This window comes from Sinorhizobium sp. 7-81 (assembly GCF_030124405.1).
In the GTDB taxonomy this organism is placed as follows: domain Bacteria; phylum Pseudomonadota; class Alphaproteobacteria; order Rhizobiales; family Rhizobiaceae; genus Sinorhizobium; species Sinorhizobium psoraleae.
Window position 1 is genome coordinate 63407 of record NZ_JASKLT010000013.1, and the last position, 25631, is coordinate 89037.

The 25631-nt window shown below is 62.1% G+C and carries 26 protein-coding genes; 22 read left to right on the forward strand and 4 right to left on the reverse strand.

Going from position 1 to position 25631, the window contains the following annotated elements; translation table 11 throughout:
- Positions 1-151: 151 nt before the first annotated feature.
- Positions 152-673 (reverse strand): prepilin peptidase, encoded by a 522-nt coding sequence (locus QN224_RS27740; protein WP_283979246.1) that lies wholly within the window; start codon positions 671-673, stop codon positions 152-154.
- Between the two features lie 323 nt (positions 674-996).
- Here QN224_RS27740 and QN224_RS27745 point away from each other — a divergent pair, with 323 nt between their 5' ends.
- From QN224_RS27745 to QN224_RS27810, 14 genes are all read left to right on the forward strand, one after another.
- Positions 997-1188, forward strand: a complete 192-nt coding sequence (locus QN224_RS27745; RefSeq protein WP_283979247.1) for a hypothetical protein — start codon at positions 997-999, stop codon at positions 1186-1188.
- 96 nt (positions 1189-1284) lie between these two features.
- Positions 1285-2298, forward strand: a complete 1014-nt coding sequence (gene cpaB / locus QN224_RS27750; RefSeq protein WP_283979248.1) for a Flp pilus assembly protein CpaB — start codon at positions 1285-1287, stop codon at positions 2296-2298.
- Positions 2299-2356: 58 nt separating this feature from the next.
- Entirely contained in the window at positions 2357-3853 is a 1497-nt protein-coding gene (locus QN224_RS27755) for a type II and III secretion system protein family protein (RefSeq protein ID WP_283979249.1), read from the forward strand.
- Positions 3819-4175 (forward strand): pilus assembly protein, encoded by a 357-nt coding sequence (locus QN224_RS27760; protein ID WP_283979291.1) that lies wholly within the window; start codon positions 3819-3821, stop codon positions 4173-4175. Before QN224_RS27755 ends, QN224_RS27760 begins: the two co-directional genes overlap by 35 nt.
- Before the next feature lie 98 nt (positions 4176-4273).
- Positions 4274-5869 (forward strand): pilus assembly protein TadG-related protein, encoded by a 1596-nt coding sequence (locus tag QN224_RS27765; protein ID WP_283979250.1) that lies wholly within the window; start codon positions 4274-4276, stop codon positions 5867-5869.
- Positions 5866-6348, forward strand: coding sequence for a pilus assembly protein (locus QN224_RS27770; protein WP_283979251.1), 483 nt, complete (start codon positions 5866-5868; stop codon positions 6346-6348). Before QN224_RS27765 ends, QN224_RS27770 begins: the two co-directional genes overlap by 4 nt.
- A complete protein-coding gene (locus tag QN224_RS27775) occupies positions 6342-6965 on the forward strand; it encodes a TadE/TadG family type IV pilus assembly protein (RefSeq protein WP_283979252.1) in 624 nt (207 codons plus the stop codon). The genes QN224_RS27770 and QN224_RS27775 overlap by 7 nt, the downstream gene beginning before the upstream one ends.
- 27 nt (positions 6966-6992) lie before the next feature.
- Complete coding sequence (locus QN224_RS27780; protein WP_283979253.1) at positions 6993-8135, forward strand: pilus assembly protein; 1143 nt, start codon at positions 6993-6995, stop codon at positions 8133-8135.
- A 71-nt stretch (positions 8136-8206) separates the two neighbouring features.
- A complete protein-coding gene (locus QN224_RS27785) occupies positions 8207-8737 on the forward strand; it encodes a L,D-transpeptidase (RefSeq protein WP_283979254.1) in 531 nt (176 codons plus the stop codon).
- 19 nt (positions 8738-8756) lie between these two features.
- Entirely contained in the window at positions 8757-10211 is a 1455-nt protein-coding gene (locus QN224_RS27790; protein ID WP_283979256.1) for a CpaF family protein, read from the forward strand.
- Entirely contained in the window at positions 10208-11161 is a 954-nt protein-coding gene (locus tag QN224_RS27795; RefSeq protein ID WP_283979257.1) for a type II secretion system F family protein, read from the forward strand. The genes QN224_RS27790 and QN224_RS27795 overlap by 4 nt, the downstream gene beginning before the upstream one ends.
- Before the next feature lie 4 nt (positions 11162-11165).
- Positions 11166-12113 (forward strand): type II secretion system F family protein, encoded by a 948-nt coding sequence (locus QN224_RS27800; RefSeq protein ID WP_283979258.1) that lies wholly within the window; start codon positions 11166-11168, stop codon positions 12111-12113.
- A gap of 16 nt (positions 12114-12129) precedes the next feature.
- A complete protein-coding gene (locus tag QN224_RS27805; protein WP_283979259.1) occupies positions 12130-13425 on the forward strand; it encodes an AAA family ATPase in 1296 nt (431 codons plus the stop codon).
- Between the two features lie 124 nt (positions 13426-13549).
- Positions 13550-14113 carry a hypothetical protein gene (locus QN224_RS27810; RefSeq protein WP_283979260.1) on the forward strand — a complete coding sequence of 188 codons (564 nt, stop codon included), beginning with the start codon at positions 13550-13552 and terminating at the stop codon, positions 14111-14113.
- 147 nt (positions 14114-14260) lie between these two features.
- On the opposite strand, the gene QN224_RS27815 is transcribed toward QN224_RS27810, so the two are convergent.
- On the reverse strand, positions 14261-14788 hold the full coding sequence (locus tag QN224_RS27815) for a tetratricopeptide repeat protein (RefSeq protein WP_283979261.1): 528 nt from the start codon (positions 14786-14788) through the stop codon (positions 14261-14263).
- A gap of 365 nt (positions 14789-15153) precedes the next feature.
- Between QN224_RS27815 and QN224_RS27820 the strand changes: the two genes are divergently transcribed.
- The gene (locus QN224_RS27820) at positions 15154-15603 is read left to right on the forward strand and encodes a hypothetical protein (protein ID WP_312032678.1); all 450 of its coding nucleotides are present in this window, start codon (positions 15154-15156) and stop codon (positions 15601-15603) included.
- Between the two features lie 68 nt (positions 15604-15671).
- Here the strand turns inward: QN224_RS27820 and QN224_RS27825 are convergent, their stop codons facing one another.
- The gene (locus tag QN224_RS27825) at positions 15672-17120 is read right to left on the reverse strand and encodes an amidohydrolase family protein (RefSeq protein WP_283979262.1); all 1449 of its coding nucleotides are present in this window, start codon (positions 17118-17120) and stop codon (positions 15672-15674) included.
- A gap of 35 nt (positions 17121-17155) precedes the next feature.
- Positions 17156-17845, reverse strand: a complete 690-nt coding sequence (locus tag QN224_RS27830) for a GntR family transcriptional regulator (protein WP_283979263.1) — start codon at positions 17843-17845, stop codon at positions 17156-17158.
- A gap of 189 nt (positions 17846-18034) precedes the next feature.
- On the opposite strand from QN224_RS27830, the gene QN224_RS27835 reads away from it, so the two are divergent.
- The 7 genes from QN224_RS27835 to QN224_RS27865 all read left to right on the forward strand — a co-directional run bounded on the left by QN224_RS27835 (position 18035) and on the right by QN224_RS27865 (position 25628).
- Complete coding sequence (locus tag QN224_RS27835) at positions 18035-19606, forward strand: ABC transporter substrate-binding protein (protein WP_283979264.1); 1572 nt, start codon at positions 18035-18037, stop codon at positions 19604-19606.
- 94 nt (positions 19607-19700) lie between these two features.
- Positions 19701-20693 (forward strand): ABC transporter permease, encoded by a 993-nt coding sequence (locus QN224_RS27840; RefSeq protein ID WP_283979265.1) that lies wholly within the window; start codon positions 19701-19703, stop codon positions 20691-20693.
- Between the two features lie 10 nt (positions 20694-20703).
- Entirely contained in the window at positions 20704-21633 is a 930-nt protein-coding gene (locus QN224_RS27845) for an ABC transporter permease (protein ID WP_283979266.1), read from the forward strand.
- A gap of 4 nt (positions 21634-21637) precedes the next feature.
- Complete coding sequence (locus QN224_RS27850; protein ID WP_283979267.1) at positions 21638-22606, forward strand: ABC transporter ATP-binding protein; 969 nt, start codon at positions 21638-21640, stop codon at positions 22604-22606.
- Positions 22603-23685 (forward strand): ABC transporter ATP-binding protein, encoded by a 1083-nt coding sequence (locus QN224_RS27855; RefSeq protein WP_283979268.1) that lies wholly within the window; start codon positions 22603-22605, stop codon positions 23683-23685. The genes QN224_RS27850 and QN224_RS27855 overlap by 4 nt, the downstream gene beginning before the upstream one ends.
- Before the next feature lie 10 nt (positions 23686-23695).
- Positions 23696-24358, forward strand: coding sequence for a flavin reductase family protein (locus tag QN224_RS27860; RefSeq protein WP_283979269.1), 663 nt, complete (start codon positions 23696-23698; stop codon positions 24356-24358).
- 79 nt (positions 24359-24437) lie between these two features.
- The gene (locus QN224_RS27865; RefSeq protein WP_283979270.1) at positions 24438-25628 is read left to right on the forward strand and encodes an amidohydrolase family protein; all 1191 of its coding nucleotides are present in this window, start codon (positions 24438-24440) and stop codon (positions 25626-25628) included.
- Positions 25629-25631 lie beyond the last annotated feature (3 nt).

The following is a 25631-nucleotide window of genomic DNA, read 5'->3' on the forward strand; positions in this document are numbered from 1 at the left end:
CACCGAAATGTGCTCCGAATCATGGGGGAAATCCGGCAGGGTTCGAATGCGCCATCAAACGCGACTGTTGCGTTGGCGCGGCGATGGCCCCCTGCCGGCCCAAGGCGGGCACGGCCTCGGATGGTCGGTCAAATGTTTGACAGCCGCTCCGTCACGCGTTGCCGTAGCGCAGGGCGAGGGCGGCGATCGTGGCGAAGACCATGATCACGCCGTAAGGGATCTTGCGTGTGGCGCGGATTTCCTCGATGCGCGTGAAAAAGGACAGATGCGCCAGTTGCAGCGGCATCGGCAATTTCAGCGCCAGCATTGTGAATACGCCGCCGATCAAGAGGAAGATCGCGAAGGGCAGCATGCCGTGCCATCCGACGAAGAGGCCGATCGGCAGGAAAAGCTTGGCGTCGCCGGCGCCGAAAAGGCCGAAGAGCCAGAGGCCGAAGCCGAGGACGAAGAGCAGGAGGCCGGCGCCGACATCGCCGCCGATCCCGGCGGAGGAGAACAGCGTCGCGCCGATATCCTCGGCCATCAGCAGCGCCACGGCGGCATTGACGGCATAAAGGCCGACTAGGGCTAGAATGGTGGCGTTCGGGATTTTCCAGCTCCGGAAATCGCTCCAGGCGGCATAGAGAAAAAGCAATACTGCGAGAGCAGTAAATAAGTTGACCGTCGGCATCATATTTGGCTTTCCGCTTCCTCTTTCGAGCTATACCACCAAAAAAGGTGCTTGACTTGCAGTTTTTCCTAAGTCTTTCGGGCTAGAAAAACATCAAGAAATATTTCGGTGTGTCGCATTGTGGCAGATGAGGCTCGAAATATTCCAGCCGCTTGCCAGTTCCGATCTTAACCATAAACTATAGATATCGAAAGCAACCACGTTTGAGCAGTTGACGATATAATAATTAAGGGATTATTAATCATCTTAGTCGGAGAGGTGGTCTCGATGACAAGGCGGGCCGGGGGAAATTGCGGCACGCAGTATATTTTTGGAGGTAATTCTCGATGAAAGCACTTTTGTCTAAAGTACGCGCTTTCGCGCGGGAAGAAGATGGCGTAGCGCTGACCGAATACCTGATTCTTCTGGCCTTGCTCGTCGGTGGCGTCATCGGCGCGGTCACCTTGGCCGGGACGAACCTGAGCAACGTCTGGAACGGTTGGGCCGGCTGGTTTACGACGGAACTCACAGCTCCGTAAAGGATCCGACCGACTTTTAGAGAGGGGTTTGTTAACCCCTCTCCTGTATTTTAGCAATTATCGAAAAGTATTTCGATCAAGTGTGGAGTATCGGCGATGCGCTCGTCGACGATCATCAGTCTCGTTGTCGCTCTTTTACTTGCCTTTGTGGCGGTTTTCGCGACGCGCACCTATCTCGCCGATCAGCAGGCCCGGCTTGCGGCCGCCAGGGGGGCGAAGCCAGAGGAAAGGACACTCGTCGTTGCTGCCAAGCCCATGCGCTTCGGCGACCGGGTGCGCCCTGAGAACCTCAAGACCATTCCCTGGCCCTCTGGAGAACGGCCCGAAGGCTCATTCGATGCCATCGCAGCGGTCGTCGGCGACGATACCCAGCCGCGCTATGCCATGGAGGCGATCGATCCGGGTGAACCGGTTCTTTCCTCGAAGATCACCGGTACCGGCGAGCGGGCCACTTTGTCTGCCGCGCTCGACCAGGGCATGAAGGCCGTTTCTATCCGCGTCAACGACGTGCTCGGGGTCGCCGGCTTCGTGCGTCCCTCCGATCGCGTCGATGTGCTCCTGACTCGCGTGGTTCGAAATCAGGAGCGAAGCAGCGAACAGACTTACGTCGATGTGTTGCTTCAAGGGGTAAAGGTTTTGGCGGTGGACCAGACGGCGGACGAGCGCAAGGACGAACCCTCTGTCGTCAAGACCGTCACCTTCGAGGTGACGACTGACGAGGCTCAGCGCCTGACACTCGGCGCCACGATCGGCACGCTGTCGCTGGCGCTTCGTAATATCGCTTCTTCCGATGTCGAGCAAACCCGGCCGATCACGGTCGCAGATCTCGGCGGCGGTCCGATCGCGGCCGATCTCAGCACCGATATTGCCAAAAAGGCCGACGACGGGCGATTCGACACCATCGAGCGACTGGTGCGGAAGGTCGGGGACGACCTCAGCGGCCGGATCGACTCGGTCGAAAACAAGATGAAGGCGCCCGCCCGCGAGAAACAGGTGCAGATTGTCGAGCGAAAAGCCGAGCCGGTCTTGCCGGTCGAGCCGAAGTGGGCGACGGTGGGCGTCTGGAACACGACGAAGCGCGAGGAGCACAGAGTCGGGCTGGTCCAGTGACGGGGATGCGGTTTGCCCGCGGGGCGCGGCGGCCGAAGGAGCGGAGGCTAAAGCGGGAATGTCGAGGGGACGGAATAGGGGGGCGGCGAGAGCCGTTACTCTTGCGGCGACAGTCGCGGCAGTGATTGCATTTGGTTGTTGGGGTTCCGGTCCGGTCGGCCCTGCCAGTGCCCAGGAAAAATTCGTGAGCCTCACGGGTTCGGTTCAGCACGTAACGTTGCCGCCGAACGATACGCTGACGATCAGGACCGGCAAGCCCTTCGGCGATCTGGTGATCGGCAGCGCAGACCTGATCGACGTCGTGCCGCTCTCCGACCAGTCGCTCTTCATCCGTGGCAAGCAGGTGGGCGCCACCAACATCTCGGTCTATGACGACAACAAGCAACTCATCGGCGTCATCGATGTGCGCGTTGCCAGCGATTTCAGCGAAGTGGCGTCCGCCATCCGCTCGACCGCGCCCTCGGCGCAGGTCCGGGTCTTCAATTCCAATGACCGCATTCGCCTGACCGGCACGGTCCGCGATGCGGTCGAACTGCAAAGGGTAATGGAAATCGCCCAGTCCTATTCCGAAGAGCCGGTCCTGAACCAGTTGCGGGTGAGCGATTCGCAGCAGGTGATGCTGGAGGTCCGGGTGATCGAGGCCTCGCGCCAGACCGGCCGCGACCTTGGCATCGGTTGGGCGGGCAGCAACGGCAAGAACGGCAGCCTCGGGTCTTTGTCGCCCCGGTTGGGTTTGACCACGAACGACAAGGGTCAACTGGCATTCGACCTCAAGGACGCTGCGGGCGCCGCGACGGGCATGCAGCCCTTCGGCCAGATCATCGCCAAGGTTCTGGAGATTTCCGGAACGCGCATCGACGTGGTCATCAATGCCCTTGAGGAGAAGGGATTGGTGCGCCGCCTGGCGCAGCCGAACCTGATCGCCATGAGCGGCGAGACCGCGAGCTTTCACGCCGGCGGCGAGGTGCCGATCCAGCGGACGGTCGCAAACGGCGCGACGGTTGCTACCGAGACCGATTACCGGCCGTTCGGCGTGCGGCTCACCTTCACGCCGGTAGTGCTCGATGGCGGGCTCATCAACCTGCGGATCGAGCCGGAGGTTTCGGAGCTCGATCAATCGATCAACGTCAACGGCAATCCCGGCTTCATCTCGCGCGCTGCGAGGACGACGGTTGCACTGCGCGATGGCCAGAGCTTCGCCATGGCCGGTCTCCTTCAGTCGATCAATGCCAAGGATGTTCAGCAATTGCCAGGGCTTGGGCAGATTCCGGTTCTCGGAGCGCTGTTCCGCTCGACGAGCTTCCTGAAGCGGGAATCCGACCTCGTCATCGTTGTGACGCCGCATATCGTGCGGCCGGCTTCGCCCGGCGAGGACCTCTACAGTCCGCTCGAGCAGACGCGGTCGTCGAACGACTGGGAGCTGTTCGCGCTTGGCATCATGGAAGTGGACAAGGACATGCTGCGGCGCTTCCGCAATGGCGAAGGCGTGAAAGGGCCCTATGGCCACCGTCTCGATCTGGATGTGGGAGGCCAACTTGCCGTTGCCAAAAGATAAGCGCGCCTTCCTGATCCTCGCCGCCGCGAGCCTTCTTTCGGGCTGCGCCGACTACATGAACCATCGCGACTCGATCACCTTCGGGCTTGGCAATTCGGTTGAAGCCAACAAGGGCATTCACATACAGGAGCCTTTCCCGAGGGTTGCGCAGAACACGCATATCGCCAGCGACGGCAAGGTGATCCATCGGGCGATCCGCAGCTATCAGGGCAGTGCGCCGACCAGCGGGCCGCCGCCGGCCGCGGTAATCCTGCCCATGGCCACGCCGCCCGCGGGAGCGAACGGAGCGGCACCCGGTGGCGGAGCGGGCTTCGGGCAGTGATTGCGAGACAAGCGTAAACGGCAGCGGCGCCGGAAAGGAATACCATAGAAACAGGACGTCGCGGCGATAGAGGGCCGCCGCGACCGGGGGGCATGTCAATGTTGAACGGGGCTATCAAACGGTTCTGGGACGATCATCGTGGCTACGTCATCGTCTTGACGCTGATTTCCATGCCGCTGCTGCTCGGCCTCTCGCTGCTTGTCATCGATGTCGGGCGCACGGGCAATCTTCACACCGACCTTCAGAACGCAGTCGACGCGATGGCGCTCGCCGGCGCGCGAGAGCTCGACGGCCGCGACGACGCGATCGACCGGGCCGATGCCGCAATCGAGACGCTTACCAACGGCGCCGCCTTCAGCGGCGGCGGGACCGGAATGTCGCTCGGCTCGCACATCACGGTCGTCTACGATGCGGGCAATGATGCCGGAAGTACCGTCTCGGTCACCTACCTCAAGGAAATTCCGGCTGACGATGACGATCCGATCACCGCGGCGATGGTGACGACGGATCCCCATGAGGCATCCTATGCCCGGGTCGTCGCCAAAGACCACGCGATGACGACGATCTTTCCAATTCCCGTCGGCCTCAACCGAGATACGATCAATGTTTCCGCAGAAGCGGTGGCCGTCTACCGGGCAAGCGCCTGCGACGTGACGCCGATCTATATCTGCAACCCTTTCGAAGACCCGTCGGGAAACAATGGTGCGGCGGCGGCCGAGGCGCTGCACACGAATTTCGCTGCCGGCGCCCTTTACGGCGTGCAGATCGAGCTACACAGCACATCCTCCAGCTCTCCGGGGCCGGGCAATTTCGGGTTCCTGGCGACCTATGGTAATGGGGCGAACGTGCTTGCCGAGGCATTGGCCACGGGCTCGCCCGGCGTATGCTACGAGCGGGACGCGCTGGAAACCAAGACGGGTGCCAATGCCGGTCCCGTGGAAGCCGGCCTCAACACGCGCTTCGGCCTTTATTCCGGCTCGTTCGGGAACGCGCGCAACGACGGGCGCTACCGCCCGGCCCGAAACGTGCGGTCCGCGCAATCGCAGACGGGCGGTGCCAACAAGATCTGCGGCGACTACAACCCGGTCATGTCAGGCAGCACGGTTGGCGATACCGCGCAGGCCGTGCCCCTCGGTTATGGTGCCGCCATGAGCTCCCTCACGGGCGGTAAGATCAGCACCGGCAACAATTGGCAGTACGGCACCTACTGGGGCGTCGCGCATGATGGGATAGCGACTCCCACGATAAGCGATATTCTGAGCAATTATTCGAGCTACCCATCGCCAGCCGGCTCGCCGTCGCAGCCTTCGGCTTACGATGTCTATCGCTACGAGCTCGCAAATCCCGCGCGGATCGGCGACGCCTCCGAGAATGGCGAGACAGGCACGCCGTTGACGGGTGGCCAATGCTATAGCGGACCGGACCTTTCTAACTACACGGCCAGCGAATATGGCGATCGTCGCGAGATCTTTGCTGCCGTTGTCAATTGCAAGGAAGAATACAATGCCGGTCGCTTGACGGGACACAGCGTGGATACGAGGGCAATTGCCTTCGCCCGCATGTTCCTGACCAAGCCTGCGATAGCTGACAGCGGCGAACGCTATCTCTCGATGGAAATGATCGACATTACCGGCAGAGGCGGCCGCGGCACGCTTGATGAGTTCCTGCGCGAAGAAGCGGAGCTGGTCCGATGATCACGCTGGCAAAGATACTGCCGCTTCGGCTTCGATCCGCCTTCTGGCGGAGGGAGGACGGCGCGGTGCTTGTCGAGGCGCTGGCGGTGGTGCCTTTCGTGACCCTCTTTACGGCGGGAATTCTCGAGTTCGGCAATATCTTCTGGGAGCGGATGCAAATCGACGCGGGCCTGCGCGACGCCGGACGCTACTTGTCGCGCTGCCGGCCGACCTCGCCGACCTATACGGCGAACTGTACGGAAGCAACCGCGAAATTGATCGCCTTCTATGGAACGCAGAGCCCTGCTGCAAACGCCCCCCTGCGGGTTCGCGGTTGGGGACCCAGCCTCGCCGACATCACCGTAACACCGGTCAGTGCCGACGGCACGATCACCATTGCGACGGCACATCTTTACGAAACCTCTCCGTTGTTCTCCGGGCTCGGTGTCGGTGCGATCACGATCACGTCCTCCCATGAAGAGAGGTATATCGGATGGTGATCTTCCGGACCCTCGTCTCGTTCTGGCAGGATACGCGCGGCGTCAGCCTTGTTGAGGCGCTGCTGACGTTCCCGATCGTGATCCTGATCTTCGCCGCCTTCGTCGAGTTCGGCTACGCCATGTCGCAGTGGAACCAGACGGTGAAGGCGCTGCAATATGGCGCGCGGCTCGCGGCAGTATCCGATCCGTTGACCTCGAATTTCGACACTGCTTTCCCCATTAGTGCCGCCAATCCGCTGGATAACGGCAAGGCTGCGCCCAACGATGCGACAATCACGTCGACCTGTGGGCCGGTTCTTGCCAACTGCAGCGCGGAGTTGAGCCGGATCGTCCAAGGAAGCGACGGTGTCTGCGGCACGGCCGGCGATCCGCGACCGGGCATCTGCGATGTCAACTGGCGCATCACGCCGGACAAGCTGGTGGTCACCTATCAGCGCTCGGGTCTCGGCTACTGGGGGCGGCCGAATGGGCCGGTGCTGACCATGCGCCTGGAAGTGCGCGACGTCACCTTCGATCTTCCTGTCCTCGGCGGGCTGCTCGGGCTGAATGACGTCACGATACCCGCCCATCCGGTGACGATCACGACGGAAGACCTGAAAACATGTTCAACCTGCTGAGCCCTTGATATTGCGTGGGGAAGCGAGATGACAGCCCATATGAACTTCGTAGCGTCCACCAAGATTCTTGTCCTTTCCGACGACGCGGCGGCGGCAAGCTTCATGCTCGATACGTTCGGATCGCTTTCACGCTACGATGTGCGTCATCTGGCGCTGAAGGCTTTCGGCGAAAAGGGGCGGCTCGATCCGGCGCAGTTCGACCTGATCGTGCTCGATGTCGACAACGGCGACATGCTGAACCAGCCGGAGCTCTTTTCTTTCCGCACCAGTCACCGCAACATTCCGCTCGTCGTTGTCTCGGAAGATTTGCCGGACGACAAGCTGCGGCTGCTCTTCCGCCTCAACGGCAACGACTGGCTGAAGAAGCCGCTGGAGCGCCGCGCGCTGATCGACATGATCTCGACGCACGCGCCGACGGCGGGCGCGAGCGACAGCCGCGTCCACGCCGTCGTCTCGGCCGTCGGCGGGGCGGGTGCGAGCGTGATCGCATCCTCGCTCGCACACGTGCTGGCGCAACCCACGAAAAATTCGTCGCCGCGCGTCGATCTGTTCGACATGGATTTCTCGTCCGGGTCGCTCGGCTATTACCTCAACCTCGTCAACGACTATGACCTGATGCCGGTCATCGCCAATCCATCGCGCGTCGATCTCGAATTCATCGATCTCGTGCGCAAGCGCCATTCCGGCGGCTTCTCGCTGCTATCGTTCAAGCAGCCATCGGTCCTTTTATCGCCGAAGGGGGCCGAGCTGGTATTGCGGATGCTCGATGTCGCGGCATTCGAAAGCGACCAGACTGTCCTCGATATCCCTTACTACAGCACGCCCTGGAAGGACGACGTGCTGGGATCTGTCAACAGCATCACCATCGTCACGGAAATGACGATTCCCGCGCTGCACCAGGCCAAGGAACTCTACCTCAATCTGGTCCGCCTGCGCGGCAGCCCGGATTCGATCTTCGTCGTCATCAACAAATACCGCACCAAGCTCTTCAGCCTTGGGGTGCGCCGGGAGCAGGCCGACAGGATTTTCAAGGAAACCCACGCGCATGTCGTGGCCTATGACTGGGACACGCTGAGCGAGGCCCTCAACCGCGGCGTGCTGCCGGTCGAGGTGAATGCGCGTTCGCGCTTCTGCAAGGCCGTCGGCAAACTCGGAGCGCTTGTTCGATGAACGCAAGCGAGCACAGGAACGTGCCGCGAAGGGGGCGCGGCGAGGGAGGACGGTGCTGGAGGACGCGGGCGGTGTTTGCGACGGTCGCCTTCGGGCTCGCATTTTGGCTGCAGGGAGCGGCCGCGAGCGAGCGAGTGCCGCGGAACCTCGGGCCGGCAACCGGCGTCACCGTTACTTCCGAGCAGAACTATCCAGCCGGCACGATTGTCATCGTCAGTGAAAGCCGGACACTCGATCTCGTCCTCTCCGGTAGCCACGCGATCCGCTACAGGATCGGCGTCGGCCGCGACGGTTTCCGCTGGAGCGGCGTCGTGAAAATCGGCCGCAAGACCGAGTGGCCCGACTGGCGGCCGCCGGCCGAGATGAAGGCGCGCGTACCGGGGCTTCCGGAACTCGTGCCGGCCGGGCCGTTCAATCCGATGGGTGCCCGCGGGATCTATCTCTACCGGGGAAAGGCCGACACGCTCTATCGCATTCACGGGACGAACGACCAGTCGACGGTTGGCGATTTTGCGTCCTCCGGCTGCTTCCGCATGAGCAATGCCGACGTCATCGATCTCTACGACCGGGTGCGGATCGGCGCCACGGTTGTTGTGAAATAGTTGGAAAAGGGAAGGGCTGATGGCGAACGGATTCATAGGGCGCTTTTACAAGCAGCCACTGCAAGGCGTGGAGCGTCAGCACGTTGCAGACATTGCCTCCAACGATGCGGCCGCGTTTGCGCCTGCGCCGGACGTGTCGGCTGCCCAGGCGACGACTGCGGTCAAGGAGGAGTCGCCGCTCGGCCTGGATATGGTTTCAGAGCGGGTTAACCTGCACCGCCATCTTCTGGACCACATCAATCTCGGCATTCTCGATACGCTCGACGACGAAGAGATCGCCACCGAGATCCGGCCGCTGGTGAAGGATTATATCCGTCGGAACAACTCTCCCTTGAACGCCAGGGAAATCAACGATCTGGTTCGTGACATCACCGACGAGATGCTCGGCCTCGGGCCGATCGAGCCGCTGCTGGCGGACGAGTCGGTGGCCGACATCCTCATCAACGGTCACAACAGCGTCTACGTCGAGCGGCGCGGCCAACTCGAAAGCACGGCGGTTCGCTTCAAGGACGAGGACCACCTGCTCAGGGTGATCAACAAGATCGTCTCGGCTGTCGGCCGCCGCGTGGACGAAGCGACGCCGATGGTCGACGCCCGCCTCAAGGACGGCTCGCGCGTCAACGTCGCCATCAGGCCGATCTCGGTCGACGGGCCACTCGTCTCGATCCGCAAGTTTACCCGCAAGCCGCTGACGCTGGAGCGTCTCGTCGAATACGGCGCGATGGCGGATGCGATGCGCATACTCCTGAGCGCGGCGGTCAAGGGCAGGGTATCGATGATCATCTCCGGGGGTACCGGTTCGGGCAAGACGACGCTGCTCAACGCGCTTTCCTCGCAGATTTCGCCGAAGGAGCGGTTGATCACGATCGAAGACGCCGCCGAACTGCAGCTCCAGCAGCCGCATGTCGGGCGGATGGAAACCAGACCGCCAACGCTCGACGGCCGCAACGAGGTCCGCCAGCGCGAACTCCTGAAAAACGCGCTTCGCATGCGGCCTGACCGCATCATCGTCGGCGAGGTACGCGGCGAGGAGGCCTTCGACATGCTCCAGGCGATGAACACCGGTCACGAAGGCTCGATGACGACCATTCACGCCAACACCCCGCGCGATGCGGTCAGCCGGCTCGAGCAGATGGTCGGCATGGCGGGTATGCCGATGTCGCAGTTGAGTGTCCGATCGCAGATCTCGTCGGCGATCTCGCTGATCGTCCAGGTGCAGCGCTTGAACGACGGCAGCCGCAAGGTCGTCTCGGTTTCAGAGATCACCGGCATGGAGGGCGAGGTCGTGCAGATGCAGGAAATCATGCGCTTCAAAAAGATCGGGACGGACGAGAACGGCCGCATCCACGGCGAGTTCCGCGCTACCGGCTTGCGCCCGCGCTTCGTCGAGGAATTCGCGGAACTCGGGATCATCATCCCCCCGGCGATCTTCGAACCCGGGAAACCACTACAGACGGGGCCTAGCAAGCCATGACCCTGATCCTGCTCTATGCGGCCGTATTCGTTGCCGCGCTGGTGTTTGTGGAAGCGCTGCTGCGCAGCTACTTCCGGACGTCCGAACGTCATAAGGCGGTGAACGACCGCCTGAGCCTGCTCGCGGAAAGCGAGAATCACCGCGAGACCTACCGCGAAATGCTGAAGCAACGCGGTGCGGACAACGAGTGGCGATCACTGCCGTTGATGCAGCGGCTGAGGCAGTACTACGTGCAGTCCGGCATCAAGTTCGATGGGAAGCGGTTTGCCCTTTATGGGATCGCCGGCGCTCTCGTCGTCTGGCTTCTCCTCCAGTTTCTCGTTCCGAGCAACCTGATCCGGGTTCCGATCTTCCTTGCGGTCTGCCTGCTCGTTCCCGTACTCGTTATCTGGCGGGTACGTGCCAAGCGCATACGCAAGTTTGCCGAGAAGCTTCCCGAAGCGCTGGACGTCGCCAACCGGAGCCTTGCGGCAGGGCATCCGCTGCCGGCGGCGATTTCGCTGGTAGCACGCGAGATGCCCGATCCGATCGGCACCGAGTTCGGCCTCCTGTCGGACGAGCTGACCTATGGCGTGACACTCGATGATGCGCTCATGAATCTCAACGATCGGGTGGGCGTGGAAGACCTTAATCTGCTCGCCATCTCGCTCAGCGTCCAGGCCGGAACCGGCGGCAATCTCGTCGAGATCCTGCAAAACCTCTCGAAGACCTTGCGTGACCGGTCGATGTTGAAGGCGAAGGTCAGGGCGATCTCCTCGGAAGGGCGCATCACGGCGATCTTCATGTCGATCTATCCGTTCCTTCTCTACGCCATGATCAAGGCGCTTTCCCCGACCTATTTCGACCCCGTCTGGCAGAGCGGCTATGGACCGACGATCGTCACGGTTCTGCTGGTCGTCATGGGGATCGGGAACGTGATTCTCTACAAAATGGTCAATTTCGAGTATTGAAGCCATGTGGAACGAGTACGGCATCTACCTCATCGTCTTCTTCTCGGTCCTGATCTTTTCTGCCGCCGCTTCGGAGGTCGTCTTCCGCCGGCGCGAGGTGGGCGTCAGGCTTTCGGAAACGAAGACGAGGGCAGGAGGCGACGAGCTGCATGTCGGTGACGGAGCGATCGCCGATCTCGGCGAGGCGGAGAACCGGCTGATCCGCCGCTATTTCGACATCACCCGTCGTGACACCAACCCCAATTCCACGCAGAACCGGCTGATCCGAGCCGGCTATTTCAGCGCCAACGCCGTTACGACGTTCCAGATGATCCGCGCGATCATATGCATCGGCGTCATGGTTCTGGCCGTATGGGCTTTCAACCGCTTCTTTCCTGAGATTTCACGCGTCGCGACCCTGCTTGGCGCAATGTTCGCGGCCGGTGCCACCTTCATCCTGGTGAATATCTATATCGACCGACGCGGCGACGCCAAGGAACGCGATTACCGCCGTCTTTTTCCCGACTTCATGGACATGCTGATCGTCTGCCTCGACGCCGGCATGAGCATCGAAGCGGCAGCAAACCGCGTGGCGCGGGAATTCGTTGCCAAGCAGCAGGACTTTGGTTTGCATCTTTCGATCATGATGCTGGAGGTGCGCGGCGGGCGCCGGTTGCGCGAGGCGCTTGCCAATCTCGCGACGCGACTGAGGATCGACGAGGCACGCGCTCTCTCGGTTCTCTTCCGCCAGTCGGAGGAGCTTGGAACGAGCGTCACGCAGACACTCCGGGTCTACAGCAAGGAAATGCGCGATCTTCGCATCGTCCGCGCCGAGGAAAAGGCCAACGCCCTGCCGATCAAGATGCTGCTGCCGCTCGGTGCCTTCCTGTTTCCCGTGAGCCTGGTCATCGTGCTTGTGCCTGTCGTCATCCGCGTGGTCAGCCTTCTCGCCGGCATGGCACCCGGCGGTTAAGAATAGCGAGGACTCGATGCAATATTCGCTCGACCAGGATCGTGAGGATTTCGCTCCGACGCTTGATCCACGCATGCCGATAGCAGCGGCAAGCGTGGAAGAAACCGGGCTCGAACTGTCGTTCCTGCTGCGGTTGGCGGCGAAATGCGCGACCGAACAGGACACGGTCACGCCATCGCATCTGGCGGAGCGGATGAAGCTGCCGAAGGTGGTGGTCAATCTGCTGGTCAAGGAGCTTGTGAAGCTCGCCTATTTCGAGGCACGGGGGCTCGCCGGTGACGATGTCAGATCCGACATACGCTACGCACTTTCGATGAAGGGCCTCGAATATGCCCACGTCGCTTCCCGGCAATCGTCCTATGTGGGGCCGGCGCCGGTTTCGCTCGACGCCTTCTGTGGGCAGCTCGCCTTGCAGTCGATCCACCACGAACGGGTGACGCATGACCTTCTGATCGAGAGCCTAGAGGGCCTTGTGCTATCGCCATCGTTGGTCGAAAAACTCGGCCCGGCGATGAATTCCGGCCAGTCCATTCTGCTTTACGGACCACCCGGCAACGGCAAGACGAGCATTGCCGAGCGTACGTCGCGTCTGTTCCGACAGACGATCTGGGTGCCCTATGCTGTCGAGGTCGGCGGCTATGTCATCCGCTTCTACGACGAGGCCGTCCATCAATCCGTTGGAACTGTGCCGTATCCGAAGTCGGACCAGCGATGGGTCGAATGCCGGCGGCCGGTGATCAAGACCGGTGGTGAACTGACGCTCGACCTGCTCGATCTGGCCTTCAACGAGGGGTCGAATGTTTATGAGTCGCCGATGCATCTCAAGGCATCCGGCGGCGTCTTCATCATCGACGATTTCGGTCGTCAGCAGGTGTTGCCGCAAGCGTTGATCAATCGCTGGATCGTGCCGCTCGAGCGTGGCTACGACTTCTTGACGCTGCACACGGGAAAGAAGTTCAAGGTTCCGTTCGACGAGCTCGTTGTCTTCTCCACCAACATTGCCCCGAAGGACCTTTCGGACGAAGCGGGTCTGCGGCGACTGAAGTACAAGATATTTGTCAATACCCCTTCGCGGGCAGAATATATCCGCATCTTCGGCACCTATGCGAAGAACGTTGCGGTAGAACTGCGCGAGCGAGACCTGGAGCTGTTCTACGATCGGAAATACACTGGCGAATCACTGGCGTCCTGTTACCATCCCAAATACCTCTTGGATTTCATCGGATCCTATTGCGAGTTCAACGCGATGCCGAAGGTGGCTTCGCTGGAAATGCTGGAACGGGCATGGGAGGGCGTGTTCACGCTGGACTAGGATCCCTAGCGGGATACGGGAGCCAATGGGTGCGTACCTTATTAAGGAATGCCTGAAATACTGATGCGAAATACTGATGCATGGAATTCAGGGACTTGATCCTGCTTGCGGCGGAGTGATGCGGATGACCAGTATTCCGGATGTCAATGTCGAATCTGACGGCGCGAGGCAACGCGTCGAGCGACCGGCCAAAGAACCGAGCCGCTCGAAAGGGGCGTCCCTGATTGCGCTTGCGCTGTTGCTCCTGCCGTTGAACGCCGGCATTCTTCTTTACACGGCAAAGAATGCGGCCGACAGCCGCGAGAGTCTCGCCGCGCTCAAGCGTTCCATCGATGGCCTGAAAGAACTGGTCGACAAACAGGGGCGGCACATCGCCCGAAGCGCCAAGGCCGAGGACGTGGCAATCGTTCGCCAGCGTTTGGAGAGCCTGCGCAAACAGGTCGCCGATTTCGACGCCGGCATGCGTTCAGGTTTGGTTGCCTCCGGCGGAAGCCTGATCATGAGCGCGCCCGGAAAGGGCGTGACACAACGGCTGGAGCCGTCGGCCAATGCGTTCTCCGCCGGACTGCAGGTCGCGGAAGACAATCTCGGCCCGACCGGCGCCCAAGGCGTCTCCGTTGCCGATCTGCCGCATTACGAACGTTCAATCTCGCCCGAGGGTAAACTGATCCTGCGCAAGGTGAGGTGATCTGCGGGTTTCCCGCCGGACCCGATTTTTTCGAAAGCCGGTCGCGGCGAGGGTCGAAAATCGTGTCACATGGGGATGCGGCCTTTTCGCGGCACATTGCCGATTGGTCCGCCCACTTCCGCCCGCATGAACCGCATTGCGCGCATCCTATCGTTGCGCGAACTTCACGCTGTTTTTCATGAGTTCCAGGTTCCTGGCCGTGGTCTCGTTCGCCGGATCGAGTTCGTAGGCCTTCAGGAAGTAGCGCCGGGCCTTGGGCAAGTCGCCACGCAAAAGATGCGAGTATCCGATATTGTTGTAGTAGACCGCCGTGTTTCCGATCATCCCCGAGAGTTGCTGGTAGGCACGGTCGGAGGTATCGAAGCGGCCGATCATGTCGGCGGAGGCGGCAAAGCCCAGCCAGGCGGACGGGTCTTCGGGAAAGACCGCAACGGCCCGCTTGTAGATGGCGTAGGACTTACCGTAGTTCTTCTCCTTGAACTGCAGCTTTCCCTTGGTTACCAACTCGTCGTTCTTGTAGAAGGCTACGGCCGAATCATCTTCGAGTGTTTTGGCGCTATCGCCGAAGGCCGCCACGTCGTCGAGGGCGGCCGATTGGCAGCCGGCCAGCAGGATTCCGCCCGCGAGCAATAAGGTAAGGCATCTGATCCGCGATCTGATCTGAGAAGTTGCCATCTATTCCCCCGATTTTTGGCTAAAGTAGCCTCGCGCCTGCAAGCACTCACGGAAAATCTTCCGAAAAAAATGCTAATAAATGAAGAATTGAAACAATGAGTCGCATTAAAGAGACACATCGCGCATCTCAAGGCGGTGCCGTGTTCGGCGACCATCGCCATAAACGGTTTCGATCTGCCGGCTCAATTGCTGGCAGGTCGGGTCGTTGCGGTCCGAACAGAAAGCTACAATCGGTAAGCCCCAGTTAAGCGTCGCCTTATATATAAATAGTGTCCGCACGGACGCGCTCCAGTCAAAGGGGATGCCTGCAAATGCGAGCTTCAGTTCTAATGTTCCTTCGACTCGGCCCATGTGGCGCTTATGCATTGGCGGCTGCGTTTCTGGCCAGCATGGTTCTGCTTGCCTATTATCCCGCGAGCGAATTCTCCTGGTGGCTCTACATGACGATACTTCCGGTCATGCGCGAACCAGTCTTCATACTTCTCGCCGTTCCCGGCGTCGGCCTTTGGAGTGCCGCCGTGATTCTGGTGCTTGCAGCGCTTTTGGGAATCCTTCTGGCGATTCGGCCCGATCGATATCCGCGCACGCGCTTCATCCACGCGCACGTCGCCCTGATCGCGACCGCGCTCGGCATGGTGCGGGCCGCAATCGCCCAGGCCGGCGTTTCAGGTCTCTCGCTGCCGCAGGTGCTGCGCGGCGACTGGTCTTTCCTGCCGCCCGCCTATTCGCCGCTTGGGTCTGCGCTTTTCGTGCTCGTCCTTGCCGCCTGTGTCTGCTGCCATTTCGCGATCATCCGGCGTATCCGCGTAAGATAGCGCGGTCCACTGTGCCGCACCTTTGCGGGTGCATAACCGTTGCCGATCGGCGAAGAGGCGGGACGACATCAGTGCGATTGGGCGACGAGCCGGCTTGATCTCCAATAGGACGCCGGTTCGGCAAAAAGTCCGGTCACGCCGGCCCGCTCGAAAGCCAGCTTTTGCTCTCGCGCCGCGGAGTCCAGAATATCCGCCGTATCAAGATGTTCGATGCGCCGGCCGCGCATGAGCACCCTTCCGTCGACGATGACGGTGTCGACATCCGCCGCATTGGCAAAATGCGCAAGCCGCGTGACCGGCATGCCTGGCGGGTAGAGATGGGGCTTGCGCATGTCGACGAGCACGATATCCGCCTTCTTGCCGGTTTCCAGCGAACCAAGCTCGCTTTCGAGGCCGAGCGCTCGAGCGGCGTCGATCGTCGCCATCTCGATGGTCTTGCCGGGGGGCAGGTAGCTTGGATCGCGGAAGTGCCGGCGATGATAGTGCATGCACTGCGCCATGTGGCGGAACATGTCGTAACCGCGATCGGGCGCGGCGGCATCGGAGCCGAGACATACGACGACGCCGGCATCGATCAGTTCCGGAACCGGGCAGCGACCATAGATCGACATGATCGCGCTTGGATTGTGGATGATGGAGGCGCCGGTTTGCGCAAGAGCCTCGAAGTCTGTCGGCGTGAGATCGACGCTGTGGCCGAGCAGGGCGAATGGACCGAGAACACCGAGATCGCGGGCGAGCGCGATCGAGCCGTCGCGGTGCCCATCCTGGGTGAAGAGGACCTTCTTGCGCTCGCGCAGGGCCATCACCGCGTCGCCCATGTCCTTGACTTGCCGGCGTGCCGGCCCCTCCACGACATCGGCGGCATAATAGACGGGCATTGCCAGCGCGACGCCGGTGCGGCGGTCGAGTACGTCATTCCAGCGATCGATCAGGTCTTCGCACACCTCCAACTGGCGCTCGAAGGAAACGGCGACATCCCGGCCATCATTATTCTCGTAACGGCGATAGCTGCGGGGGAAGGGCGGACGGGTTGGCCCGACCGCGAGAATGGTGCGAAGCCCCGCCTCCGCGGTTGCCGTGCAATGCGCGTCGCCGAATGTCGGATCGTCGGTGCGCATGATGTCGGCACCGCCGCCTAGCAGGGTCATCGCCGTCGTGACGCCGCCTTGCAGCCGCTCCAGCAGCGTCAGGCGCGCCTCCGCCCGCCAGAAGTCGGCGGTCGACGCACGGGCGTAGATCGCCTCGCAGACCTCGAACCAGCGGTCGACGTCGCCGCAGCCCGCAGCTCGCACCAATCCGTGCCCCGCATGCGAATGGCAGTCGATAAGGCCCGGCATTGCGACCATGCCGGAGCCATCGATGATTTCCCGGGCGTCCCGCGGCGGCTCGTCGGCCTCGCTGCCAATGCCCGCGATGCGGTCTCCGGCAATGGCCAGCCACGCCCGGTCGATTACCCGTCGCTCGTTATCTACAGTGACGGCAGTCACGTTGCGCAGGAGAATATCCGGCTGCTCCATGTCGTTCCCTTTCGGATTTTCGGTCGAGATCGGGCTCAGGCGCCCAGAATGTCTTCGAGGTTCCGGGCTGCGACGCGATCGGCCTCGAGGTCGAGCTGGTTCTCGATGTGGGCGAGATGGTGATGCATCACGGCGAGCGCCTTCTTGGCATCACGGGCGACGATGCAGTCGACAATGGCGTTGTGCTCGTCGGGGCCGCAGTTCAGCACGTCCTTCTGCCGGTACATCGCCATGATCAGCGACGTTCTGGAAACCAGGTCCCGCAGCAGGTCGGCGAGGATCTGCGACTGTGCCAGCTCGGCGATCAAGAGATGGAATGCGCCCGAAAGCCGGATGGCGGCGGCGATATCCCGGTTGGAGTGAGCGCGGCGTTCCGCCTCGACGTGGTTTCGGAGCCGTTCGATGCCGCCGGCATCGATTGTCGCGCAAAGCTTCTCGACGAGCCGTTCCTCGATCGTCCGCCGGGCGAAGAAGACATCTCGCGCCTCCTCGGTGGACGGTTGGGAGACAAAGGCGCCACGATTGGGCACGAGCGTGATCAAGCCGTCACGCGCAAGGTTCTGCAGCACTTGGCGAATGCGGGCCCGGCTCGCCGAAAAGATCTCGGAAAGCTGCTCTTCCTTCAGCCTGGTGCCGGGGCCGATCTGCCGTTCGGCGATAGCGCTCCAAAGTCTTTGGTAGATTTCCTGATCCGTCGCAGGCCGTGTGCCGGCTTCCATATCCATTCAGCATTCCTCCCCGGCGCGCCGAAAATCGCCTCGACCCCATTCAAGCGGAAACGGCATTTTTGTCAACATTTTTTGCGATGATTGTTGACAATCTGGCGCATGAATGTCAGCAATACCCTTAGGAACTGTATCCGGCCTCACAAAAGCGAGCGCCAGAGGACCATTGTTCCGAACGGGAGGAGTTACATGAGGAAGTTTCTGCTCGCCGCGACCGCGGCGGCGCTGGTTCAGCTTGGCCTAGCTGGGGCTGCCGGCGCGAACACCCTTCGTTACGCTTCGGCTGGCGACATCTATGGGCTCGATCCGCATTCAATGACGGACAGCTTTTCGATCAATTTCCTGCTGCACGTCTACGAACCATTGGTGCGCTACAACAAGGAACTGAAGATCGAGCCGGCGCTCGCCGTTTCCTGGGAGGTCGTCAAGCCGGACGTGATCCGCTACAAGCTCCGCCAGGGCGTCAAGTTCCACGACGGCTCGGATTTCACGGCCGACGACGTGGTCATGTCGCTGATGCGCGCGACCGACGATAAGTCGCCGATCAAGGGCAACCTGCCGGCGCTGAAATCCGCGGAAAAGATCGACGACCACACGGTCGATCTGCACCTCAGTGGCCCGACGCCGCTGCTCAACAATTATCTCACCAACATCGCAATCTTCGATGCGCAGTGGCTGGAGAAGAACGGCGCCGTGAAGCCGGTCAATGCCGAGCTCGGCGAAGAGGGCTACACCACCACGCACGCCAACGGCACAGGCCCGTTCAAGCTCGAAAGCCGCCGCCCGGACGCGCAAACGGTTCTGGTCGCCAACGAAGCCTGGTGGGACAAGCCGGAGCACAACCTTACCAAGGTCGTGCACACGCCGATCAGCTCGGACGCGACCCGCGTCGCAGCGCTGCTCTCCGGGGAGGTCGACATCATCACGCCGTCGCCGTTGCAGGATGCCAAGCGCATCGCCGGCTCTCCGGGCACCAAGGTGCTGGAATCGCCCGGACTGCGCACGATCATGATGAACTTCAACATGCGCGACAAGCTGGTCGACGGGAATGTCGAAGGCAATCCCTTCAAGGATGTGCGTGTCCGCAAGGCCGTCTACCAGGCGATCAACATGGATCTCGTCCGCGACAAGATCATGCGCGGCAAGTCCCGCAACGCCGGCATGCAGATCGCTCCGGAAGTGCCAGGCTTCGACGAGAAGCTCAACCAGCGCTTCCCCTATGATCCCGCGGCCGCCAAGGCGCTGCTCACCGAAGCCGGCTATCCGGACGGTTTCCAGTTCAACATGAATTGCCCGAACGACGCCTACGTCAACGACGAGGAGGTCTGCCAGGCGATGACGGCGATGCTGGCGCAGGTGGGCCTCAATGCCAAGCTGGTGACCGAAGCCCGCACGCTGCACTTCAAGAAGGCGCAGGAAGGCCAGACCGACATGTTCATGATCGGCTGGGCGACGCTGCCGATGCTCGACGGTTTCAGCGTGCTTTCCGCCATGCTGCATTCGCCGGAAGACAAGCTGGGCACCTGGAACCCCGGCGACTACAAGAACGCCAAGGTCGATGAGCTGACCAAGAAGATCGACGTCGAGCTCGATGAAGCCAAGCGCCGCCAGATGATGATCGAGGCCTTCGGCATCACGGAGGAGGAGGTTGCCTGGTTGCCTCTGCACCAGCAGCCGCTGTCCTGGGCCGTGCGTGACAATGTCGAGGTCGTGCAGACCGCCGACGACCTGCTGCGCCTCTGGTACACGCGCATCAAGTAGCCGAAACGGGCCTTGCCCCGTGAGCGGGCAGGGCCGTTTTCACGATCAGCCCGCACCGACCGTGGCGCGGGCGGACCCCAAGGGAGTTGGGTCGATGCTCGTATTCCTCGTCCGCCGTCTTCTTCAGGCCGTCATGGTCATGCTCGCGGTGGCTTTCATCGCCTTCCTGATGTTCCGCTATCTCGGCGATCCCGTGAACAACATCGTTTCGCAGGACGCGACCCAGGAACAGCGCGAGGAGGTGCGAAAGCGGCTGCGCCTCGATGATCCGCTGATCCTGCAATACGGGCGTTTCGTCGTGAATGCCGCGCAGGGCGATTTCGGTGTGTCCTACCGCAATAGCCGTCCTGTGAGCGCCCTGCTCGCGGAACGGTTCCCGGCAACGGCCGAACTGGTGCTGGTGGCGGCCATTCTGTCGCTGGCGCTCGGCATTCCGCTCGGCATCTACACGGCGCTTAAGCCGCGTGGGGTGCTGAGCCAAGGCCTTCAGATCCTCTCCCTGGTCGGCATTTCCCTGCCCACCTTCGTGACCGGTATCCTGCTGATCCTCGTCTTTTCGGTGTGGCTTGGCTGGCTGCCATCCTTCGGCCGCGGCGATGTCATCGATATCGGCTGGTGGTCGACCGGATTCCTGACTGCCACCGGGCTCAAGGCACTGATCCTGCCGTCCTTCATGCTCTGCCTGTTTCAGCTCACTCTCATCATGCGGCTGGTGCGCGCCGAGATGCTCGAGGTATTGCGTGCCGACTACATCAAATTCGCCAGGGCACGGGGCTTGCGCAATCGGACGATCCACTTCCGGCATGCGCTCAAGAACACGTTGATCCCGGTCGTCACGATTTTCGGGCTGCAGCTCGGTGGTCTCATCGCCTTCGCGATCATCACCGAGACGGTGTTCCAGTGGCCGGGCATGGGCGCTCTGTTCATCCAGGCGGTCAACTTCACCGACGTTCCGGTGATGGCGGCTTATCTCGTCATGGTCTCGCTGCTCTTCGTCATCATCAACACCAGCGTCGACCTTCTCTACAACGTCATCGATCCGCGCCTTCGCACCGACCAGACCCGGGCGACAGGGCGTGGCGCCTGAGGACATGGCCATGAGCGACACTTCCTTCACCGGGCGTCTCCGCCGCTTTGCCGACAGCGACCTGTTCTACAGCTTCCGTCGATCCAAGACGACGATCATCGCCGCTGCCGCACTGGTGCTGCTTTTCGTCACCGCGGTCTTCGCGCCGCAGATCGCGCCCCATAATCCGTTCGACATCGCCGGTCTCAACCTGCTCGACAGCGAGTTGCCCCCCTCCTGGATGGAGGGCGGCAACCCCGCCTATTGGCTCGGCACCGACACGCAGGCGCGCGACGTCGTGTCTTCGATCTTCTACGGATTGCGTATCTCGCTCTTCGTCGGGTTCGCCAGCGTTCTCCTGGCGGCGGTGCTCGGCGTCTTTCTCGGCCTTGTCGGAGGTTTCGTCGGGGGCTTTGTCGACGCGGTCATCATGCGCGTCGCCGACGTGCTGCTGAGCTTTCCGGCGATCCTTGTCGCGCTGCTCATCAACGGCGTCATGCGCGGCATCCTTCCGGCAAACCAGCATGAGGGCGCGGCGATCGTTGTTCTGGTGCTCGCGATCGGCCTCACGAACTGGGTGCAATATGCGCGGACCGTGCGCGGCTCGACGCTTGTCGAGCGCCAGCGCGAATATGTCCAGGCCGCCCGCACGATTGGCGTCGGTAGAGTGCGCATCATGCTCACGCACATCTTGCCCAATGTGCTCGGGCCGGTGCTGGTCATCGCCACCATCAATCTCGGCATGGCGGTCCTGACCGAGGCGACGCTCTCCTTCCTCGGCGTCGGCATGCCGCCCACACAACCCTCGCTCGGCACCCTCATCCGCGTCGGCAACGAATATCTGTTCTCCGGCATCTGGTGGGTGGTGATCTTTCCCTCGGCGACGCTCGCCGTGCTGGTTCTTGCGGTCAACCTGATCGGCGACTGGCTGCGCGACGCACTCAATCCGAAACTGAGGTGATGTCATGGCCTTGCTCGAAGTCGAGAATCTCAAAGTCGAGTTCCCCACCCGAAAGGGCGTGCTGACCGCCGTCGACAATGTTTCCTTCTCTGTCGAACAGGGGGAAATCCTCGGGGTTGTCGGAGAGTCCGGTGCCGGCAAATCGATGACCGGCGCTGCCGTCATCGGCTTGCTCGAACCGCCGGGCCGCATCGGTGGTGGTCAGATCCGCCTCGACGGCAAACGCATCGACAATCTTTCACCTGACGAGATGCGCAAGGTGCGTGGCCGTCACATCGGCGCGATCTTCCAGGATCCGCTGACGAGCCTCAATCCTCTCTTCACTGTCGGCGAGCAACTGACCGAGACGATCCGGACGCATCTGCCGATGCCAGCCGCCGAAGCACGCAGGCGCGCCATCGAATGGCTGGCCGAAGTCGGCATCCCGGCACCCGATCGGCGCATCGATCAGTACCCGCACCAGTTTTCCGGCGGCATGCGGCAGCGCGTCGTCATCGCTCTTGCGCTTTGCGCCGAACCGCGCCTGATCATCGCCGACGAGCCCACGACGGCACTCGACGTTTCGGTCCAGGCCCAGATCATCGCACTGTTGAAACGCGTCTGTCGGGAGCGCAACGCGGCGGCGATCCTGGTCACCCACGACATGGGCGTGATCGCCGAAACGGCGGACCGGGTGGCGGTGATGTATGCAGGGCGCCTCGCCGAGATCGGCCCGGTCGCGCGCGTGCTGCAGAAGCCGAGCCATCCCTACACGGCAGGGCTGATGGGCTCTATCCCGCGCATCGGTCCGCGGCCGGAACGGCTTGTCCAGATCGAAGGATCCATGCCGCGCCTCACCGACATCCCAAAAGGTTGCGCCTTCAATCCGCGCTGCCCGAAGGCCATTGCCGCATGCCATCATCTCCGGCCGGAACTCAGGCCGGTTGCCGACGGCGCCGCCGCCTGCCTGCTTTATGAAGGGGTGACACAATGAATGCCGCGTCTGCAAGAATGAAGGTCGCCGACGACCGGCCGTTGCTGTCGGTCAAGGGCCTGAAGAAACACTTCGCGATGTCGAAGCCCTTGCTGAACCGCCTGATCGAAGGCGGTGAAACGCAGACAGTCAAGGCCGTCGACGGGCTCGATCTCGAAATTCCACGCGGCCAGACGCTGAGCCTCGTCGGCGAGTCGGGTTGCGGCAAGTCCACGGTGGCGCGGCTGATCATGGGGCTTTCCACCCCTTCGGCCGGCAGCATCCGCTTCGACGGCGCCGATATCTCGCAGGCGCCGGCCGGTCAGCCTGCCGCCGTGCGCCGTCGCATGCAGATGATCTTCCAGGACCCCTATGCCAGCCTCAACCCGCGCTGGCGGGTACGCGACATCATTGCAGAACCGCTTCGCACCTACGGCCTCAGCGTCTCGCGCGAGGAGGAACGCCGAGAGGTCGACCGCCTGCTCGAATTTGTCGGCCTGAACTCCAAAGACGGCGACAAATTTCCGCATGAATTTTCAGGCGGGCAACGCCAGCGCATCTCCATCGCGCGCGCCATATCGACGAAACCGGAGTTCCTCGTCTGCGACGAGCCGACCTCGGCACTCGACGTTTCCGTACAGGCCCAGATCCTCAATCTGATGCGCGACATGCAGCGCGAACTGGGGCTGACTTACCTGTTCATCAGCCACGATCTTGCGGTGGTCAACTTCATGTCGGACTGGATCGGCGTCATGTATCTCGGCCGACTGGTCGAGGTGTCGCCCGCCGCCCAACTCTTCGGGAATCCGCAGCATCCCTACACCCGGCTGCTGCTCGACACGATCCCCGACCTCGGCATGTCGAAGCGGGACCGTGTGCCGGCTTCCGGCGAGGTGCCGAACCCGATCAATCCGCCGTCCGGGTGTCATTTCCATCCGCGTTGCGCGCTTGCCAATGACCGCTGTCGGCGCGAGACGCCCAACCTTCGGGCTCATGGCAACGGCGTGCGCGTTTCGTGCCACGCGGTCGAGGAAGGCCGGGGCGACTTGCCCGCTGTGGCTTCGGCGGGCAACGATCACGCAGCGCAGGCTGTCATCTGAAAGGACCGTCATGGAATTCGACTTTGCCGAACTGCCTGCTCAGGACCGCTACCGCCTGCTGGTGAGCTTCGTCGCGCCGCGGCCGATTGCCCTCGTCACCACTGTCGATGCGCATGGCTGCAACAACGCGGCGCCGATGAGCTTCTTCAACGTGTTCTCGCAGGAACCGCCGCTCGTCATCCTCGGCATGCAGACGCGTCCGGACGGAACGGTCAAGGACACGGTCGCCAACATCAAGCGGTCGGGCGAGTTCGTCGTCCACATGGTCGACATGTCGATTGCCAAGGAGATGATCGTCACCGGTATCAATTTCCCGAGCGATATCGACGAGATCGAATTCGCCGGGCTGACGAGCGTGCCCTCGGTGAAGGTGACCCCGCCACGCATCAAGGAGGCGCCCTGTGCCATGGAATGCCGCGTCGCCCAGACGATCGACTACGAGCGCCGGACCATCGTGCTCGGTGAAGTCGTGCAGATGCATGTCCGCGACGAGTGCCTCGACGAGCGCGGCAGATATGTCCGGCCGGAGGTCTATCAGCCGATCGCCCGCCTACACGCAGACAACTACATCGTCGCCGACCGGCAATTCGTACTGAAGAAGCCAACTGACCTGCTCCATCACGAGGAAGCGGCGGGGTACGGCGAGCCGAAGCCGGAAAAGCTTTCGGGCTGAGCGGCGTAAGGCCGCCGCCGTCCCGCAGTCGGCCAACGAGCCGGTCCAGTCGCAATCTTCAAATACAAGTGACACTCCAATGACCGAACTCCTGCTCAAGAACGTCCGGCCCCTCGGTGGCGCAAAGGTCGACATTCTCATCCGCGAAGGCCGCATCGCTCGCATCGGCGGCGATCTCGCCTGCGGCGGCCCGGCTGAGGACGGTGCTGGCGCCATTGCGCTGCCGGCTATGGTCGAGGCGCATGCCCATCTCGACAAGTCGTTGTGGGGCATGGGCTGGCATGCCCACCAGGCTGGCCCGACGCTCGAGGACAAGATCTCGACGGAACGCCGGCTCCGCCGCGAGCTCAACATCGATCCGGCACGCCAGTCGGCGCGGCAGGTGGCCCTTGCCGCTGCGAACGGCACGACCGCCATTCGCAGCCATGTCGATATCGACACCGATCAGAAGCTGTGGTGCTTCGAAGGCGTCTCGGCGACGCGCGAGCGCTTCCGCGACGTGATGGACATCGAGATCGTCGCCTTCCCGCAGTCCGGCATGATGATCCGCCCCGGCACGCTTGAACTGATGGACGAAGCGCTAGCCAACGGCGCCGATGTCGTCGGCGGGCTTGACCCCTGCGGCATCGACCGCGATCCGAAAGGCCAGCTCGACGCCGTTTTCCACCTGGCCGAGAAGCACGGCAAGCCCATCGACATCCATCTGCACGAACCGGACGAGTTGGGCGCGTTTTCGCTGGAGATGATCGTCGAGCGCACCCGTGCGCTCGCTATGCGCGGCAAGGTCACGGTCAGCCACGCCTTCTGCCTCGGCATGACCGACCGCGCCCGAGCGCACGCGCTGGTCGAAAAGCTCGCGCGCGAGGACATCGCGGTTGCGACCACGGCACCCGCCTCGCGGCCGGTACCGGCGGCGGCCGAACTGCGGAACGCTGGCGTTCGTCTCTGTGCCGGTTCAGACGGCATTCGCGACACCTGGGGTCCCTACGGCAATCTCGACATGCTCGAACGGGCGCTGTTCATTGGCCTGCGCAACAATTTCCGCCGCGACGACGAAGTCGAATATGCGCTCCATATCTGCACGCAGGGCGGTGCCGATGTCATGGCTCTGAAGGACTATGGCCTTCGCGAAGGCGCCTTCGCCGACATCGTTCTGGTCGATGCGGAAACGGTCGCCGAGGCGGTTGCCGCTCGACCGAGACGCAAACTGGTGCTGAAGCGCGGCAAGCCGGTCGCGCGTGATAGCCAGGCTCTTTTTACCGTAGAGTGAGTT